Origin of the sequence: Ideonella sp. A 288 (genome assembly GCF_002198735.1) — a bacterium.
In the GTDB taxonomy this organism is placed as follows: Bacteria; Pseudomonadota; Gammaproteobacteria; order Burkholderiales; family Burkholderiaceae_C; genus Pseudaquabacterium.
In genome coordinates, this window is the sequence record NZ_MWLO01000158.1 from 14,105 (window position 1) to 32,355 (window position 18,251).

The window sequence follows — 18,251 nt, forward strand, 5'->3', positions numbered from 1 at the left end:
CGTCGTCCGGCGGAATGGTTCGCTTCGTTAACCAGCCGCCAGGTCCTTACAACCGGTCTTGGAACAAGCCATGTCCCGGGGTAACCAGGTGAGCGGATGTGGCGCTGGCGGTGTGCACTGGCAACGGCAGGTTGCGCGCGGGGGCTCGATGCCGTCCCGATGCGCCCGGCGTTCCTCCGAATTAGGGACGGCGTCTGTGCGCTGGCTATCGTTGCGACGCCGATCGGGCCACACTGCGGCCACCACCGGGCCATCCAAGGCGCCAACCGCGCCTGCCCGCCAGGAACCTGCGATGAGCGACCCCATCACCGAGCAGTTGCAGCAGCGCGAGCAGGCGCTGGCCGGGCCCCGGCCGCCCGGTGGGGCCGACGCAGCGCCGCCGACACCCACCGAGCCGCCGCCGCTGTGGGGCCTGGCGCTGTCGGGCGGCGGCATCCGCAGCGCCACCTTCTGCTTCGGCCTGCTGGTGGCGCTGGCGCGGCACCAGGCGCTGTTGAAGTTCCACCTGATGTCCACCGTGTCGGGCGGCGGCTTCATCGGCGCGCTGCTGGGGCGGCTGTTCCACCGCGCGGCCGGCCTGCGCGACGGGGCCCAGCGCGTGCAGGATGCGCTGGCCGATGCCGACAAGCGCTGGTTCACTTGGTGGCTGCGCGCCAACAGCAACTACCTCTTCGCGCGCGGCACGCGCGATGTGTTCGTGGCCGCGGCCACGATGCTGCGCAACCTGGTGGCGCTGCACATCGAGCTGGCGCTGCTGGCCGTCGCGCTGGGCGCGCTGCTGGCCGGGCTGGACCTGGCCGTGTGGCAGGCGCTCGACCGGCTGTGGAACCCGCTGGCCCCGCCGCACGCGGGCGACACCCTGCAGCGCGCCATCCGCCACCTGCCCGCCTGGCTGCCCACGCTGGCCCTGGCGCTGGCGCCACTGCTGTGGGCCGCCGCCACGCTGTCGTGCGCCTACTGGGCGCTGCCGCGGCGGCGCGATGGCCACGGCACCGCGCTGCTGGCGTTGCAAGGCCTGGCCTCATTGGCCGTGTCGGTGGGGCTGTGGGTGGGGCAGGGCTTCTTCGTCGACGCGATCGGCCTGTCAGACCGGCTGTGGATGGGCCTGTTCGCCTTCGCGGTGACCTGGACCACCGGCTGCGCCTGGGCCGCCGCCGAGGCCGCCCGGCCCGGCTACGCCGAGCACCAGGCCAGCGTGCGCCTGACGCAATGGCTGGGCGCGCTGCTGCGGGCCGCGGTGGTGGTGGCCGGCATCGGCGTGCTCGACCGCGTGGCCTGGTGGATGGCCTTCGAGGCCCAGGCCACCGCCAGCTTCGGTGCGGCCCTGCTGGCCGCCGCAGGCGTGCTGCGCCTGGTGCTGCCGGCACTGGGCGGCTCCAGCGGCGCGGCCCCGCAGTGGCTGGCGCGCCGCCTGCTCGTCATCGCCCACGTCGGCGGCCTGCTGCTCAGCGCGCTGCTGGCGGCCTGGTGGATCGCGCTGCTGTACCGCCAGGTCTTCGGCACGGTGTTCGTGCCGGGCCAGACCGAGATGCAGTTCATGGCCGGCCACCTGCACTGGCTGTTCTACTTCGTCGGCGCCGGCGCCTTCCTGGTGCTCACCGGGCACCACGTCGAGTTCGCCAACCTGTCGTCGCTGCACCGCTTCTACCGGGCGCGGCTGATCCGTGGCTGGCTGGGCGCGGCCAACGCCGAGCGTTTCCCGATGAACGCCACCGTGCTGGCACGCCGCGACGACGAACCCCTGGGCGGCTACGAACTGCAGAAGGAGGTGAGCGAGGTCCACCCGCGCGACGACGAAGACCTCACCACCTATGCCCCCCATGCCGGCGGTGGCCCGGTGCACCTGATCAACGTCTGCCTGAACCAGACGCAGCGCGGCAAGGGGCCGTTCAACGGCGACCGCAAGGGCCAGGGCCTGACCGCGATGGCCGGCGGCTGGATGCGCATCGGCGAGCGGCCCTGGCAGCGCATGCCGGCCGACCAGGCGCTGACGCTGGGCAGCTGGACGGCCATCTCGGGCGCGGCCTTCGCCCCAGGCCTGGGCATGCTCACGCGCAGCGGCATCGCCGCGCTGGCCATGTTCGCCGGCGTGCGGCTGGGCTACTGGTGGGACACGCGCGGCCTGCAGCCCGGCACCGTGCGCCTGGCCTGGCTGGCCAAGTCGCGCCTGCTGCTGCGCGAACTGCTGGGGCGCTTTCGCGGCGACCACGCCGACTTCTGGTACCTCAGCGACGGTGGCCACTTCGAGAACACCGCGGCCTACGCCCTGCTGCGCGAGCGCACGCGGCTCATCGTGCTGGCCGACTGCGGCGGCGACCCCGAGTACCGCTTCGCCGACCTCGAGAACCTGGTACGCAAGGCGCGGGTGGACCTGGGCGCCGCGATCCACTTCCTGAAGCCCGACGCCACCCACGCCGGCGCCGACTGGCGCGTGTTCGGCTCGGTGGCCGACCTGGCCTCGCCGTCCAGCGACGCCTGCATGGCCATCGCCGAGATCGAATACCGGGACGGCAGCCGCGGCTGGCTGGTGCTGGTCAAGCCCAACATGTTCTCCGGCCTGCCGGTGGACCTGATCAACTTCAAGGCCGAGTTCCCCGACTTTCCGCAGCAGAGCACGTCCGACCAGGCCTTCGAGGAGCCGCAGTGGGAGAGCTACTTCATGCTCGGCCGCTCGATCGGCCAGCGCCTGCCGGCGGGCCTGCTGCAGCGCATTGCCGACGGCGAGGCGGCGCGGTGCTTCAAGCGCGACGATGGCCGCATGCTCGGCGCCGCGGCGGCAGCCACCGGCGCGGCCGCCGCCGGCCTGCGCGCGCGGCTGACCAGCGGCGCCGTCGGCGCGTCGATCGGCCTGACCACCGCCGCCACGCTGGGCGTGTCGGTGTGGCAGGCGCTGGACGCCTGGCGCACCTCGGCCAGCAAGTCCACCGAGGCCGACGACAAGGCGCTGAAGGAACTGACCGACCTGTGGGGCAAGCTGCGCACCGGCGGGCGCGCGTCGCCGCCCGACGTGCCCACTGCGCAGGCGCTGGCGGCGTCACTGCTGCGCATCGGCGACACGCTGTGCCCGAACGGCTTCGACCGCTGGTTCAAGCCCTACCAGGCGACGCTGCGCAACGAGGCCGGCCTGCTGGTGCAGGCCGAGCGCCTGTACACCGCCCAGGCGGTGCTCAACGACGCCCGCTACGCCTGCCAGGACATCACCAAGGCGCAGGGGCAGGGGCTGCCGCCGCCGTCGGCCTGCACCCGGCTGGTGGCGGTGGACGACCCCGACCACTGCCTGTACGTGGAAGACGAGGTGCGTCGCCGCGACACCGACCCGCACTTCGCCCACTGCCCGCCCAGCTACTGGGGCCGCGACTACCGCCCGCAGGTGGGCAACCGGCTGGGCAACTGCCTGCGCGTGGCCCCGGCCGGCGTGCAGCCGACGGTGCCCGCCGAGGTGCTCAGCGGCGCCAGCGCGGTGGCGGCCGCCGTGCCGGTGGCCAGCGCGGCGGCACCGACGCCACCGGTGTCGGTGGCACCCGCACCCGCACCCGCAACTGCGCCCACAACCGCGCCCGCGCCGACGACCTCGTCGACACCCGCACCGGTGACCGGCGCGAGGCCTTCACCGGCGCCGGCACCAGCGCCTGCACCAGCGGCCGCGCCCAGGCCCCCGCCAGCGCCGGCCGATCCCGGGGCTCGCGCCGCGGCCCCGCCCCCCGCCGCCGCAGCGACACCCTCGCTGGCGCCCTGCCAGGGCAAAACGGTGTACCTGCAGGTGTACGGCCGCTCCCGCGACCCTGACGACCTGGCGGTGCGCAAGGCCTTGCAGTCGATCGGAGCGTCCGTGCCGGTGAGCGAGGACATGGTGGTGCGCGCGCAGTTGCGCAACCGGGTGCCGCCCACCCCCGTGCGGGCCGACATGCTGCGCTGGCACGGCGACAGCGACGAAGCCTGCGCCAGGGCGCTCGTCGCCTGGATGAACGCCCGCTCGTCCCTGCCCGCCGGCAGCCTGCAGGCCGAGCGCCGCGCCGAGCCCCTGGCCACGCGCCTGCGGGCCACGCCCGGCGTGGTCGAGTTGTGGCTGGCCCCGCCGCCGCAGACCAGCCGCTGACCCACCGCCCTGCCCGCCTCCGTAGGCCCGCACGCCGGAGCCACCGGCTCGCGGCCCGTCGGGCGACGGGCGCTGGCGCGGGTGCAGGCCGCTGCACAATGCGCGCTCGCCCCTTTTGTCGGACGCGCGATCGCGATGAAGGCCCTCCCACCGACGACGCCTGCAGGCCCCGCCGACGCGCCGGCGAGCGGGTCGCGTCGGGGCTTCCTGGTCTCGACGCTGGCCGGCGGTGCCTGGGTCATCGGCACCGGCGCGCTGCCGCTCGCCCACGCGCAGACGGCGCCGGTCGGCGCACCGACGAACGTGACGCCGCGGCCACCCGGCTTCGGCGCCTGGCTGAAGTTCGACCCCAGCGGCCGGGTGACCGCGCTGACCAACATCGCCCACCTGGGCCAGGGCACGCACCGCGCCATCGCACGCGTGGTGGCCGAGGAACTGGCCGTACCGCCAGACTGGGTGCGCATCGAGCCCGCGCCGGTCGAGCCGCGCTTCGCCAACCGCACGCTGGAGGTCTACGCCACCTTCGGCAGCGTCGGCTTCACCTCGTCCCACGCCACGCTGGCCCCGGTGTGCGCGGCGGCGCGCGACCTGCTGGTACGCGCCGCCGCCGCACGCTGGGGCCTGGCGCCGCAGCTCTGCACCGCGCGCGACGGGCGGGTGGAGCACCGCCCGGCCGACGGCACCCCGGTGCGCAGCGCCGGCTACGCCGAACTGCTGCAGGCCGCGGCGGCGTTGACGCCCACCGACACGCCGCAGCCCAAGGCCGCCCGCGACTGGACCGTGCTGGGCCACCCGGCGCCCGCCCCCGCGGCCGAGGTGGGCCCCAAGCTCGACGGCCGCGCCGTCTACGGCATCGACGTGCAGCGGCCGGGCCAGTGGGTGGCCGCGGTGCTGCATGCGCCCACCTTCGGCGGCCTGCTCGAATCGGTGGACTCCGCCCCGGCGCTGGCCATCCGCGGCGTGCGCCAGGTGGTGACGCTGCCCGGCGGCCTGGCCGTGGTCGCCGACGGCTGGTGGGCGGCGCACAAGGGCACGCTGGCGCTGCGGCCGCGTTGGCGCGACGGCCCCAAGGCCTCGGCCGGCACCTACGGCCACCGCCGCCTGCTGTGGCTGGCGGTGGGCGACGCCGTGGGGCGCCCCATGCCCGCCGCGCTGAGCCGCCGGCAGGACCCCGAGGCCACCGCGCGGGCGTTGGCCGATGCGGCGCACGTGGTCGAACTGGGCTTCGAAGTGCCCTTCCTGGCGCACGAGACCCTGGAACCGATGAACGCCACCGCCGAGGTGCGCGACCGCAGCGCCGAGGTCTGGGTGTCCACCCAGTCGCCGGGCGACGTGCAGCGCGCCGTGGCCGACGCGCTGGGCCTGGATCCCGACGCCGTGACGGTGCACCCGCAGCACTGCGGTGGCGGCTTCGGCCGCCGGCTGGAACCCGACGTGGCGGTGCAGGCCGCGTTGATCGCCCGGGCCGCGGGCCGGCCGGTGAAGACGATCTGGTCACGCGAGGCGGACACGCGGTCGGGCTTCTGCCGCCCCGCGATGGTGGCCCGCGTGCGGATGGCGCTGGGCGCCGACCACCGACCCACCGGCCTGCGCGTCGACATGGCCGGCCCGTCGGTGCTGGAGCATTCAGGGCTGACCAACACGCCGGCCGTCGACGGCTTCGACTGGACGCTGACGATGGGTTGGGTCAACCGGCGATACGCCCTGCCGCGGCTCGACCTGCGCTGGACGCGGGTGGACGTCGGCCTGCCCTGCGGCTACTGGCGGTCGGTGGGCCACTCGCAGAACTGCTTCTTCCTCGAGTGCACGCTGGACCACGCGGCGCGCCACGCGGGCCTCGACCCGCTGGACTACCGCCGTCGGTTGCTGACAGGCAATGCACGCGCACTGGCCTTCATTGACGCATTGGCCGCACGCTCGGATTGGGCCGGGCCGCTGCCGGCCGGCCACTTCCGCGGCGCGGCGCTGAGCGAGGCCAACGGCACCCTCAGCGGCCATGTCTGCGAAGTGCAGGTGACCGCGCCCGGCCGCTTCAGGATCGTGCGCCTCACCGCGGCCATCGACCCCGGCGTGGTGGCCGACCCGGCCCAGGTGGAGGCGCAGATGGCGGGCGGCACGCTGTTCGGCCTGTCGGCCGCGCTGTTCGGCGAGATCACGATGACGAATGGCCGCATCGACCAGGGCAACTTCGACGACCACCCGGTGCTCAGGCTCGGCCAGACGCCGCCGCTGGACGTGCTGGTGCTGGCGGGCGGCGACGCGCCAGGCGGCGTCGGCGAGGAAGGCCCGCCCAGCATCGCGCCGGCCCTGGCCAACGCGCTGCTGGCCGCCAGCGGCAAGCAGGTGGTGCAGTTGCCGCTGCACCGGTCGGGCTGGCGATTGGAGACTTGAGGCGGCGGGCCTCGTGCCGTTCGAGCCCGCAGCGGCGCACCCGCCGGCACTCAGTCCCGCTTGCGCCCGCCCCGCTCGCGTCCGCCCTTCTTCTCGGGCTCCACGCCCGGATCGCGGTGGCATTCCACGCAGTTCTCGAAGTCCTGGATGCCTTCCTCCACATGCTCCTGCCGCACCTTGGCCAGCGAGTGCTCATGGCAGCCGTAGCAGGTGTAGCGGCTGTAGTCGTTGTTCTTGTGGCAGGTGTCGCAGCTGGCCTCGTGATCGCGGTCGAGCACGAAGTACTTGTTGTGGTCGAAGGTAGCCGGCTTCCAGGCCGTGGTCGCGTGGCACGACTGGCAGCTGCCCTTGATCTGGCGGTGCAGCCGGTCGGTCGGCGCGTTGTGGCAGCTTTCGCACCGGTCCAGCTCGGCCTTGGCCAGCAGGGCGTGGTCGAAGTGCGCCGGCTTCCAGGCCTGGCTCTCGTGGCACTTCGAGCACTCGTGCTTCAGGGCGCGGTGCACGGTGTCCTTGGGTGCCGCGTGGCACGACGAGCAGGTGTCGCGCACGGCCACCTTCAGCAGCCCGTGCGAGAAGGGCTTGCGGCTGCGCTTGGTGAGCTTCGGTCCCTGGTGGTCGCTGTGGCAGGCCATGCAGTCCTGCTCGATCAGCTGCTGGTGGAACGAGCGCTTGATGGTCGCGGCCGCGATGGGGACGCCCTTCGTGGTCTTCAGGCCGACGTCTGCCACGGCATGGCACTCGATGCATCGCCCCGATGAGGCGCCGCGCCACGCGGCATGACAGGCAAAGCAGTCGGTGGCGAGTTCGGCATGGCCCTTGACCAGCGGCCCGGGGCTCACCATGAGGTGCGGGTAGACGAACACCAGCGCCACCAGCACGAGCAGGTTGAGCGCGATGACGGCCAGCAGGATCGGGGGCTTCTTCATTTCCAGCCCCAGAACAGGAAGATGGCCACGATGTGCGCGGTGGCCAGCACGGTGAAGGCCAGCGTGATCGGGAAGTGCACCACGCGCCACTTCTTCACCACGTCGAAGGTCAGGCTGTCCCAGTACAGCCGGTCTTCGAGGTCTGCTTCGCTGAGGCCGCGCTCACGCAGGCGCTGGCGGGCCTCTTCCATGCGCCGGCGAGAACGGTCCAGAAGGAACTTGCCGGTGAGGCCACTGCCCACGTTGATCAGCATGGCCCAGACGGCCAGCCAGCCCAGGATGGCGTTGAAATGCACGCCCGCGTGCACCAGCACCAGCAGCGAGCCGAGCCAGGCCAGCGCCTCGTGCCAGCGCAGCAACTTGGCCGGGTGCCCGCGCTGGATGAGCTTGCGCTTGCGCAGCGAGTAGACGGTGGACCCGAGGATCATCAACGTGCCGGGGATGCCCAGCCAGCGGCCGATCCACAGCAGGTCGAAGAGGTGCAGCACGCCATCGAGGGCCAGCGCGATGAGTGCCAGCGCCACGAAGCTGCCCAGGAAGGGCAGCACCTCGTGTCGCAGGAGCCTGGCGGGGGCGGGCATCAGGCCTCCAGCACCAGCGGCGACGAGGGGCGGCCCACGCACAACAGGCAGTGGCCCGGCGCCACGTCGTGGTCGGGTGCCTGGCTGTACTGCACCGTGCCTTCCAGCAGGCGGGTCTCGCAGCTGCCGCAGCCGCCCGACCGGCAACCGGATTCGACCGCGATGCCGTGCCGCTCGGCAAAGTCGAGCAGCGTCGCGTCGCGCCCGTCCCAGGTGAGCGTGCGGCCCGATCGCTGGAAGCGCACCTCGACCTCGGCGGCGGCCGGCGCAGCGGCCTCGGGCGTGCCGGGCAGCTTGACGGACGCCGGACCGAACGCCTCGAAATGGATGTCGGCGACCGGCACGCCCCAGGCCGCCAGCGCGGGCACCAGCGTCTCCATCATCGCGGGCGGGCCGCAGACATAGAACTGGTGGCGCCCGTGCGGCAGCGTGCGGCGCAGCAGTTCCACGTCCACGTGCCCGCGGTGCTGGTGGTCGCGGCCGAGCACGTCGGTCTCGTCGGGACGGCTGTAGGCGATGTTCAGGCGCAGTGCCGGGTGCGCTGCCGCCATCGCCTCGATCTGAGGCTTGAAGGCATGCTCGCGGCTGTTGCGCAGGCCGTAGTAGAGGTGCACGGTGCGCTGCGGCTGCTCGGCCATGCACCAGCGCAGCATGCTCATCATCGGCGTGATGCCGATGCCCCCGCCGATCAGCACCGCGGGCACGGCCGGGTCGGCGTCGATGTGGAAGTGGCCGGCCGGGGCCTTCACGCGCAGCACGTCGCCGACCTGCACGTGGTCGTGGAAGTGGTTCGACGACAGGCCCGGCGCCACCTCGGGGTGATCCGCCGGTGCCGGCACGCGCTTGATCGTCACGCGGTAGTGCGACGGATCGGGCCGATCCGACAGCGAGTAGCAACGCGTGATGACGCGCGGCGCCGCGCTGCCCTGCAAAGTGGGCGGCACGAGATCCAGGCTGAAGGTCAGGAACTGGCCCGGCTTGAAGGCGGGCAGCGCCTGGCCGTCGACGGGCTGCAGGTAGAACGAACACTGCGACCGCGCGGCATCCTCGAATGTGCGCTGCGAGACGCGGAACTCGCGCCATCCGGGCCAGGCGCTGGTCGACCGCGCGCCCGCCGGCGACGCGTTGGCCGGCTGGGTCGTCACCGGTGCCGCGCGCCTGCGCCACAGAGACACGCCGATGCCCACCATCAACTGCAGCAGCAGCGCCGCCACGATCAGGCCCAGCAGTTCAATGGCGGTCATCGGTCACAGGGGCATCTTGGGATCGTGTCCGTCGGCGCAGCGCCAGCGGATTCCATGCATTCTGAGTGGGCGTCGCCGGCATCCGCTTGAGGGCCATCAACGAGTGGGCCGCGAGCGCCGCGTGCTCAGAAAACCTTAAGCTGCGGTGTCGGCGCCCCCTCGGCGGGCGTTCATGGCCGGGCGGGCTCCCCGGTCTCGCGCCGCCCCGCCCGCAGGCCGCGCCGCCGCACCCACTTGATGCCTTCGAACCAGAGCACGCTCAGCAGGCCCAATGCGCAGGCCGCGGCAAGTTCGTGGGCCGGCAAAGGGGCGAAGCGCAGCACGCCCACGGCCCAGGGCACGTAGAGCGCGGCCAGCAACAAGGCCAAGGCCAGGCCGATGACCACCCACAGCGTCGTGTTCGGCGTGCGCAGCGTCGCCCACAGCGAGCGCGTGGCCGAGCGGTTGGACAGGATGAGCGCCAGGTTGCCCACCACCAGCGTGGCGAACGCGAAGGCCCGGGCCTCCGCCTCGGGGATCCGCGGGCTGGCCCAGGCGAACGCGGCCAGCACCACAGCCAGCACGCCCAGGCCCTGCACCAGCGCCAGCCACAGCGTGGCGCCACCGAACAGCGGCGCGGCGGCGTCCCGCGGTGGGCGCTGCATCAGGTCGCGCTCGGCGGGCTCGTTCTCGAACGCGACCGAGCAGGCCGGGTCGATGATGAGCTCGAGCAGGGCGATGTGCATCGGGTACAGCAGGGCGGGCCAGCCGAACAGCACCGGCAGCAGCGCCATGCCGGCAATCGGCACGTGCACCGCCAGGATGTACGACATGGCCTTGCGCAGGTTGTCGAAGATGCGGCGCCCCAGGCGCACCGCGGCCACGATGGACGCGAAGTTGTCGTCGATCAGCACCAGCGACGCCGACTCGCGGGCCACGTCGGTGCCGCGCCCGCCCATCGCCACGCCCACGTGCGCGGCGCGCAGCGCGGGGGCGTCGTTCACACCGTCGCCGGTCATCGCGACGATGTCGCCGCGGGCCTTCAGGGCCTGCACGATGCGCAGCTTCTGATCGGGTGCGATGCGCGCGCAGACGCTGACGGTGGCCATGCGCTCGCGCAGCGCGTCGTCGCCGAGCGTGGCGATCTCGTCGCCGGACAGCAACTCGACATCGCGCCCGGCCGGCGCCGCCGCGCCCGGCAGGCCGGTGAGCCCGGCCGCCCCCACCGCACCCCGCAGGCCGGTGAGCCCAGCCTGGTGCGCGATGGCGCGCGCCGTGGCCGGGTAGTCGCCGGTGATCATGACCACGCGGATGCCGGCGGCACGGCACTCGGCCACCGCGGCAGGCACTTCCGGACGCACGGGGTCCGCCAGGCCCAGCAGGCCGATGAACTCGAAGTCGAAGTCGTGCTCGGTCGCCGGCCAGTCCTGCCCGGTGAAGGTGCCGCGCGCCACCGCCAGCACGCGCAGCCCCTCGGCGGCCAGTTCGTCGACCACGCGGGCGATGTGCGCCGCCTGCGTGGGATCGAGGTGGCACAGGTCGACCACCGCCTCCGGCGCGCCCTTGGCGGCCACCGTCTGCACCCCGTCGGCCGACGACGCCCACACGTGCGACATCGCGCGCAGCGCCGGGCTGAGCGCATAGGTCTGCACCAGGCGCCAGTCGCGGTGCAGGTGCTCGGTGTCGGCCAGGAAGCGCTGGCCGAGTTCGTGGAAGGCCTTTTCCATCGGGTCGAAGGGATCGACCACGCTGGCCAGGATGGCCACTTCCACCAGCGCGTGGAAGGGTTCGGGCAACGGGCCATCGGTCAGCGAATCCAGCGCCTGGCGGTCGCCCAGGTCGGCGCCGCCCGCGGCCAGGTGCGTCACCGTCATGCGGTTGCCGGTGAGCGTGCCGGTCTTGTCGCTGCACAGCACGGTGGTGGCGCCCAGCGTCTCGATGGCGTTGATGCGCCGGGTGAGCACGCCTTCCTTCGACAGCCGGCGCGCGCCGAGGGCCGGGAACACGGTGAGCACCACCGGGTACTCCTCGGGCAGCATGGCCATCGCCAGCGCGATGCCGGCCAGCAGCGCCTGCAGCCAGTCGCCCTTGAGCAAGCCGTGCACCACCACCAGCGCCAAGCTCAGCGCCAGGGCCAGCAGGGCCAGGTTGCGCACCAGCCGGGCGGTCTGCTTCTGCAGCGGCGAGCGCTCGTTCTCCACCGTGCCCAGCGCGGTGCCGATGCGGCCGATCTCGCTGCGCGCGCCGGTGGCCGTCACGCTCGCCAGCGCATGGCCCTGAACGATCAGCGTGCCGGCGTAGACCCTCGGCAGGTCGTCGCCGCCGGGCGGCACCCGGGCCGCGTCCACCGGGCCGGCCGCGGCGGCCAGTTCGGCCGGCAGCGCCAGGCGCTTGCCGACCGGAACGGCCTCGCCCGTCAACAGCGATTCGTCGGCACGGACGCCGTCGGCCGACACCAGCAGGGCATCGGCCGGCACGCGGTCGCCTTCGCTCAGCTTCAGCAGGTCGCCGCACACCACGTCGCGCCCGGCGATGCGCTGCGGCTGGCCATCGCGGATGACCAGCGCGCGCGGGCTGGTGAGATCCCTCAGCGCCTCGATGGCACGCTCGGTCTTGCCTTCCTGGTACAGGGTGAGCGCCAGGGTGACGAGCACGAAGCCGAAGAGCGTCAGGCCCTCCTGCAGGTCGCCGAACACCAGGTACAGGGTGCCCGCGGCCAGCAGCAGCAGGAACATCGGCTCGCGGACCGTCTCGGCAGCGATCGTCAGCAGGCTGCGATGCTGTCCGCCGGGCAGCGCATTGGGCCCGTCGGCGGCCAGGCGCCGGGCGGCCTCGGCGGCGGTCAGCCCCGACACCGCGCCGTCCGCGCCCGGCGTCATCGCAGGGTCGGGCTGCCTGCTGCGCGCGGCGGTGCCGGCTGGGGTGGTGGCCATGTCCGGGCCTGATCGGCCTGCTCCTTTCGGTCGAGCCTATGGGCATACGCGATGCGGGTCTGTGCGGTTGCGAACCCGTGTCTCGGTGCGTTCCGGTGCGGTGCGCCCTCGGGCATGCCGACAGCATGGCGTCTGCACACCAAGGCGGGTTGACATGCCGACCCAGCCGGAGTGCCGTTTCATTGACGTGCCGCAACGCTGCATGCGCTTGGGCCCCGGGCCACCGGCAGACCGGCGGATCAACACCTGGATCGGCCGCCAGTTCGAGTGTTCAGTCGCAGCGGCCGGGCGCGATAATCGACACGCGTTCGGGGGCACCTGCGGAGGTGGCAATGTTTCCAGGGCAGTGGCATTTCGGGCTGTTGCTGATGGCGGCACTGGCAGCGCCCGTGGCGGCGCAATGCACCCGGGTCGTCTTCTCGGCCAACCCCGATTACCCGCCCTACCACTGGGCCGAGGGCGACCGCATCGTCGGCGCCAGCGTCGCGCTCACCGGCCGCATCCTCGACGAGATGGGGGTGCGCTGGGAGGCCCGCTTCGTCGGGCCCTGGCCGCGCGTGCTGAAGTCCGCCGAGTACGGCGAGATCGACCTGGTCGTGAGCCTGAAACCCACTCCCGAGCGCGAGGTCTACCTCGACTTCACGCGCTCCCCGTCCTTTCCCAACCCGATGGCATTGTTCGCCGCCCGCGCCCGACCGTTGAAGTTCGACGGTCCGGACGATCTGGTGGGCAAGCGAGGCGGGCGCAGTGCCGGTGACCGCTTCGGCGACGACTTCGATCGCTTTGCGGAAACGCACCTGACGCTGGAGGACGTGGACAGCCTGGAGGTCAACTTCAACAAGCTGGCCGCCGGTCGCATCGACTATGTGGTGACCGGCCTGTACACCGGCCGCGCACACCTGATGCGGGCCGGCCAGTCCGAGCGCATCGCACCGTTGCCGCGTCTGGTCAATGAAGGCTTCATCCACCATGGCTTCTCGCGCCGCAGCCCCTGCGCGTCGCTGGTCACGGCCGTGGATGCCCGGCTCGCCGCCGCCCAGCGCAGCGGGCTGGCCGCGCGGCTGCTGGAAGAAGCCCTGCTGCAGTGGCAGCGCAGCGCCGCGAAAGGGGCCCGTCCGTGAGGCCCATCAGGCGGTCGCGCGCCGAGGGGCGCCTGGCGATCCGGCAGGCCGTGATCGTGGCGCTGATCGGCCTGGTGCTGGGCCTGGCCTTCAGCGCGCTGCAGGTCAGCCGCGACTACAAGGCCTCGGAAGAAGACGAGCGGCGCGACATCGAGCAGATGCTCGCCGTCACGCGAGAGCCCGCGGCGCAGGCCGCCTACCACCTCAATGCGCAGGCGGCCGCCGTCGTCGTGCAGGGCGCGCTGTCGTTCGCGCCGGTGCGCGAGGTGGTGCTGCGCAACGACTTCGGCGAGACGCTGGCCGACGGCCACAAGGACAAGGGGACTGCCGATGCGGGCGCCTGGTGGACCCGCTACGTGCCCCCCAACCAGGAGTACCGCCTGCCGCTGACCTACGGCCCCACCGGCAAGCGGGTCGGCGAGTTGCTGGTCGTGACCGGCCGCGGACCGCGGGTCGAGCGCTTCCTGCAGAACGTCTGGCGCGATGTGGTCCTGTCGGTGGTGAGCAGCCTGGTCGTGGCGCTGGCGCTCGGCGTGTGGTTCTACGCGTCGCTGACGCGGCCGCTGATGGCGATCGCGCAGCGCATCCGCGATGGCTCCGCCGGGGACGAGCCCGCGGCCATCGCCGAGTTCGACCGCGCCGACGAGATCGGCGAGATCGCGGCGGCCTTCGAGCGCTACGAGCAGGAGGCCCGAGAGCGCACGCGCAACATCGAGGCCGCCGCCGCCGCGCTGGCCGCCAGCGAGTTGCGCCACCGGCGCATCGTCGAAACGGCCGGCGAAGGCGTGTGGCAGGTCGACCAGCAGGGCACGACGACACTGGCCAACGAGGCCATGGCGCAGATGCTGGGCACCACCGCGGCGGCGCTGCACGGCCGCTCGATGTTCGACTTCATGGACGAGGACGGCCGGCGCACCGCCACCGAGCTGTTCTTCGGCCTGCGCAGCGGCGGCAGCGTGCGACACGAGTTCCGCTTCGTGCGCACCGACGGCAGCGAGCTGTGGGCCGAGGTTTCGACCTGCCTGATCACCGAGCCCGACGGGCGCCACGCCGGCGCGCTGGCGATGGTCACCAACGCCACCGAACGCCGGCGGCGCGACGACGAACTGCGCGCATCCAACGCCCAGCTGCGGGCGATGGTCGGCGACCTCGAGCGGCACAAGCAGGACATGGCGCAGATCTCCGAGCTGAACGAGCTGCTGCAATCGGCGCGCACCGAGGCCGAGGCCTTCGAGGTGATCCGCGCCGTGGGGTCGCGGCTGTTCGCCGGCGGCTCTGGCGCGCTGTCGATGGTCGGCCGCGGCGACGCGAACGAGATGACGCGGGTCGGCGAGTGGGGCACACCCACCATGTTGCCACCCCGCTGCGAGCGCGAATCCTGCTGGGCGATCCGGCGTGGCGGCCCGCACCTGCAGTCGCCAGGGCACGGCCTGCACTGCGCCCACGACAGCGTCGGGGAAATCGGCCGGCTGCTGTGCACGCCGCTGTACGTCGAAGGCCAGTTGCTGGGCGTGCTGCAGGTGGCCGACGACGTGGCGGCCGGGAACGAACCGCTCGACGATGCGCTGCGGCGGCGGGCCGAGCTCTTCGGCGAGGTGATCAAGCTGGGCCTGTCGAACCTGCGGCTTCGCGACAGCCTGCGCGAGCAGGCCCTGCACGACGCGCTCACCGGATTGCCGAACCGGCGCCTGTTCGACGAGGCGTTGCCGCGCGAGCTGGCGCGCTGCACCCGCTCGGGGCAAGCGCTGACCTTGGCGGTCGTCGACATCGACCACTTCAAGCACTTCAACGACACCTACGGGCACGACATGGGCGACCGCGTGCTGCGTGCGGTGGCGTCGACGCTGATGCGCAGCATCCGCTCGGGCGACCTGGCCTGCCGCTATGGCGGCGATGAGTTCCTGTGCCTGCTCGTCGGCACCACGGCCGCCGAGGCGCAGGCGCGCTTTTCAGAGCTGCTGGCCCAGGGCCGCGTGGGTGACGGCCTGGGGGGCGATGCGATGCCGGAGCCGGTGACCTTCACCATCGGCCTGGCCAGTGCCCCCGAATCCGGCACCGAGGCCAAGGCCTTGCTGCGCGCGGCCGATGCCGCGCTGTACGCGGCGAAGGCGCGCGGGCGCCACTGCATCGAGGTGGCTGCATCGCAGCGCCCCGACGTCAAGCCGGCCCCGGCCACCGTGACGTGACGCCGGATCGCGTCACGTCACCCCGTCACTGCACCGCGAGCGTGTCCGGCAGGATCTCGACCCGCTCGACCACGGCAGAGGTGCCGGCAGTGGCGGAGAGCGTGGGCAGCACGTAGCGCACGGGGAAGGCCGCGCCGTACACGAAGGTGCGCGCCAGGTTGCCGGTGACGGTGTTCAGGTAGTTCACCGTGACGTCCCGCAGCGACGGTCGGCCGGCGATCAGGTCGCCGAACCAGCCGGCAAACTGCGGCCGCGCGGTGCCGCTGACGCCATCGAAGCGGCAATCGGTGCGGATCGTCTCGCGCGGAAGATCGTCGATGCGCGCTTCCCAGTGGACGATGCGGCAGTCGCCCAGGTCGTAGCCGTGCACCTCGGCCGTGAGGGCGGCATTCAGCAGACGGATCGAGATGTTGCGGCGGTTGCCCGGCGCGGCCGGGTTCAGCAGCGTGTCGCGGTACCAGGTGTAGGCCTCGGAGCGTCCGGTGGTGCCGCCGAGCCGCGCGGTGACGGTGGACAGCACCCGCGACGGCGCACCGGGCCTGAAATGCTGGCCGCTCGCGTCGGGCACGCGCGGGATGTGGACATGGCCCAGCACGGCGACGTCGATGCGGGAACTGAAGAAGGCGGCGCCGCCGATGTCGATGCGGAAGTTGCTTTGCGTCAGGATCCGCCGGCCGTCGCGGGGCGAGCCCTGCAGCACCAGCACATCGGGCCGGAAACGCCCATCGACCACGGTTTCGCCGCTGCCCCAACTCTGGGACCATGAGCTCTGCTCATCCACCCCCGCTGTCGCGCCGAAGGCCACCTGCAGCGACATCGGGCCCGTGGGCGTGGGCGTGGGCAGCGCGAAGGGGTCGTTCGAGCAGGCCCAGGCCGTGCCGGTCCAGGTGGCCGTCTGGCCCTCGAAGCAGCCCAGGTCGGCCAGCGACCCTGCTGGCCCCTGGGGCCCGACCGCACCGGCGGCGCCGGTGGCCCCCGTGGCGCCGGGCGCGCCCGGCAGGCCCTGCGGGCCGGGGTCGCCCTTGGGCCCCGGGAGGCCCGAGAGGCCCGGCACACCCTGCGGCCCCGGATCGCCCTTGGCACCGGGCAGGCCCTGGGCACCGGGCAACCCCTGGGCGCCGGGCAACCCCTGGGCGCCGGCGACACCCGGCAGGCCCTGCGGGCCGGGATCGCCCTTGGGCCCGGGCAAGCCCTGCGCACCGGTGGCACCGGGCTCGCCCTGCAGGCCAGGTTCACCGCGGGGGCCGGCCAGCGCCACGTCGATGGCGGCGGGGTGGCTGGTGGCGACGTTTTCCTTGCTGTCGAAGAACACCGACACGCCGGGCCGCGCCAGCAGCGCCAGGCCCTGGGCGGGCGCCCCGCCGGACAGCCAGAGCCGCACGGTCTGGGTCACGTCGAGCATCACCCAGCGGCCTGCGGTCTGCACGTCGAGGCTGCCGACGAGCCCGCCGGTGCCGGGCTGTACCAACTCGGTGACGGTGGTCTCGCCCCAGGCGGAGTGCACGTGGTACAGGTCCACCGCCCCCGGCGTGCCCACCCGGTTGACCCACAGGCGCAGCGTGGCGCGGGCCACCTGCTCGGGCGCCAAGCCGGCCGGCAGTGCCGTCAGGTCGAAGCGCAGGAAGCCCCGGTTGCCGGGCAGCGTGGTCGTCGCGACGTTCACGGTGGGCAGCACGCCGCCGTTCACCGCCGGCTGTGCGGCCGTGGTGTGGGCATCGGCCGCCACCGGCAGTTCGAGTGCGTGGGCCGTCGAGGCCAGCGCCAGCGCGGCGGCCAGCAGGGTCGGTCGCAAGGCAAGGTGATGCATGGGGAGGCTCCTGTAGGGGTTGGCAGTTCAGCGGCGGCGGCGGGCGCGGACGGCGAGCCCGGCCAGGCCCAAGAGTGCGAGCGCCAGCGCACCGGGCTCGGGCACCGCGTTCGGCAGGCTCAGGTCGAGCGCCCAGAAGTCGGTGCGCGCGTGGCCAGCCAGGTCGTAGAACTGGCCACCCGGTACCCCCACCGAGCTGCCGCTGAAGCTGGCGTCGCCGGTGCGCAGGAAACCGTCGGAAAGGAACGCACCGAGCGGCAGGTTGTCGCTCTGGGTGAGCACCAGTGTGTAGTCACCCGCGCTCAACGCCAGCGTGAGCAGCGCGTCCCAGGCATTGCCGCTCAGCGGATCGGTGGCCACGGTGCCGGAAACGTCGTCGTTGTTCAGCGCGATCAAGGCACCGCTGCCGTCGAACAGGGACAGCACCGTATCGAAGCCGCCCGCAGCGATGGTGTCGCCGGCGCCGTTGACGCCGCCGGCGTAGCCCCAACTGCGCGCGCCGACCGGCCCGTCGTGCGCCAGCGAGAAGGGGATCATCACGATGTCATCGTCGCCGACGAAGTGGCCGCTGTAAGACTGCACCGCGGCCAGTGCGGGGCCGGCGGCCAGCGCCAGGCACAGCGCAGCCGTCCGCCAGGCGCAGGCCAGCACCGTGGGCCAGGGGCCAGGCCGTCCGGCGCACCGGTGCGGCGGTGTCGGATTCGAAGCAACGGTCATCAATCGGTCTCCATGCAGTCGAGAATTCCCGGCAAGCTCGCCGGCCAAGGGCGCTGCCATGCGAGATTCGTACCATCTGGCCGATTGCATTGCATCGACGCGGACTTGGGTGCGCCCACGCATTGCGCAAAGTGCGCTGCTGTAAAGGCCGCCGACAGAGCCGCGGCCGGGGCAATCTGTCACCGGCGCCCGAGGGCGCTGCGCGCGACAGAGGCTGCTCGGCACAGCGCCCGCCCAGGCCATGGCGTCCGCCGGTGACACGCGGTAGCA

At 72.9% G+C, this 18,251-nt stretch carries 10 protein-coding genes; 4 read left to right on the forward strand and 6 right to left on the reverse strand.

Annotated features, from left to right (window positions below; all coding sequences use genetic code 11):
* The first annotated feature begins 292 nt into the window (after positions 1-292).
* Complete coding sequence (locus EOINJALH_RS28870; RefSeq protein ID WP_158219938.1) at positions 293-4,096, forward strand: patatin-like phospholipase family protein; 3,804 nt, start codon at positions 293-295, stop codon at positions 4,094-4,096.
* A 135-nt stretch (positions 4,097-4,231) separates the two neighbouring features.
* The gene (locus tag EOINJALH_RS28875) at positions 4,232-6,487 is read left to right on the forward strand and encodes a molybdopterin cofactor-binding domain-containing protein (RefSeq protein WP_088286775.1); all 2,256 of its coding nucleotides are present in this window, start codon (positions 4,232-4,234) and stop codon (positions 6,485-6,487) included.
* A 50-nt stretch (positions 6,488-6,537) separates the two neighbouring features.
* Here EOINJALH_RS28875 and EOINJALH_RS28880 read toward each other — a convergent pair whose 3' ends face one another.
* The 4 genes from EOINJALH_RS28880 to EOINJALH_RS28895 form a co-directional block, all read right to left on the reverse strand.
* Positions 6,538-7,413 carry a cytochrome c3 family protein gene (locus EOINJALH_RS28880; protein ID WP_088286777.1) on the reverse strand — a complete coding sequence of 292 codons (876 nt, stop codon included), beginning with the start codon at positions 7,411-7,413 and terminating at the stop codon, positions 6,538-6,540.
* Positions 7,410-7,994 (reverse strand): hypothetical protein, encoded by a 585-nt coding sequence (locus tag EOINJALH_RS28885; RefSeq protein ID WP_088286779.1) that lies wholly within the window; start codon positions 7,992-7,994, stop codon positions 7,410-7,412. Before EOINJALH_RS28885 ends, EOINJALH_RS28880 begins: the two co-directional genes overlap by 4 nt.
* Positions 7,994-9,238: a 2Fe-2S iron-sulfur cluster-binding protein gene (locus EOINJALH_RS28890; protein WP_088286781.1), complete on the reverse strand. Its 1,245-nt coding sequence runs from the start codon at positions 9,236-9,238 to the stop codon at positions 7,994-7,996. The genes EOINJALH_RS28885 and EOINJALH_RS28890 overlap by 1 nt, the downstream gene beginning before the upstream one ends.
* 170 nt (positions 9,239-9,408) lie before the next feature.
* The gene (locus tag EOINJALH_RS28895; RefSeq protein ID WP_310732359.1) at positions 9,409-12,150 is read right to left on the reverse strand and encodes a cation-translocating P-type ATPase; all 2,742 of its coding nucleotides are present in this window, start codon (positions 12,148-12,150) and stop codon (positions 9,409-9,411) included.
* 332 nt (positions 12,151-12,482) lie between these two features.
* On the opposite strand from EOINJALH_RS28895, the gene EOINJALH_RS28900 reads away from it, so the two are divergent.
* Together EOINJALH_RS28900 and EOINJALH_RS28905 are read left to right on the forward strand one after the other, a co-directional pair.
* Positions 12,483-13,271 carry an ABC transporter substrate-binding protein gene (locus tag EOINJALH_RS28900; RefSeq protein WP_158219939.1) on the forward strand — a complete coding sequence of 263 codons (789 nt, stop codon included), beginning with the start codon at positions 12,483-12,485 and terminating at the stop codon, positions 13,269-13,271.
* Positions 13,268-15,457 carry a sensor domain-containing diguanylate cyclase gene (locus tag EOINJALH_RS28905; protein WP_088286785.1) on the forward strand — a complete coding sequence of 730 codons (2,190 nt, stop codon included), beginning with the start codon at positions 13,268-13,270 and terminating at the stop codon, positions 15,455-15,457. Before EOINJALH_RS28900 ends, EOINJALH_RS28905 begins: the two co-directional genes overlap by 4 nt.
* Positions 15,458-15,482: 25 nt before the next feature.
* Here the strand turns inward: EOINJALH_RS28905 and EOINJALH_RS28910 are convergent, their stop codons facing one another.
* Entirely contained in the window at positions 15,483-17,264 is a 1,782-nt protein-coding gene (locus tag EOINJALH_RS28910) for a DNRLRE domain-containing protein (protein ID WP_144290214.1), read from the reverse strand.
* A gap of 27 nt (positions 17,265-17,291) precedes the next feature.
* A complete protein-coding gene (locus EOINJALH_RS28915) occupies positions 17,292-17,981 on the reverse strand; it encodes a DVUA0089 family protein (protein WP_158219940.1) in 690 nt (229 codons plus the stop codon).
* Positions 17,982-18,251: the final 270 nt, after the last annotated feature.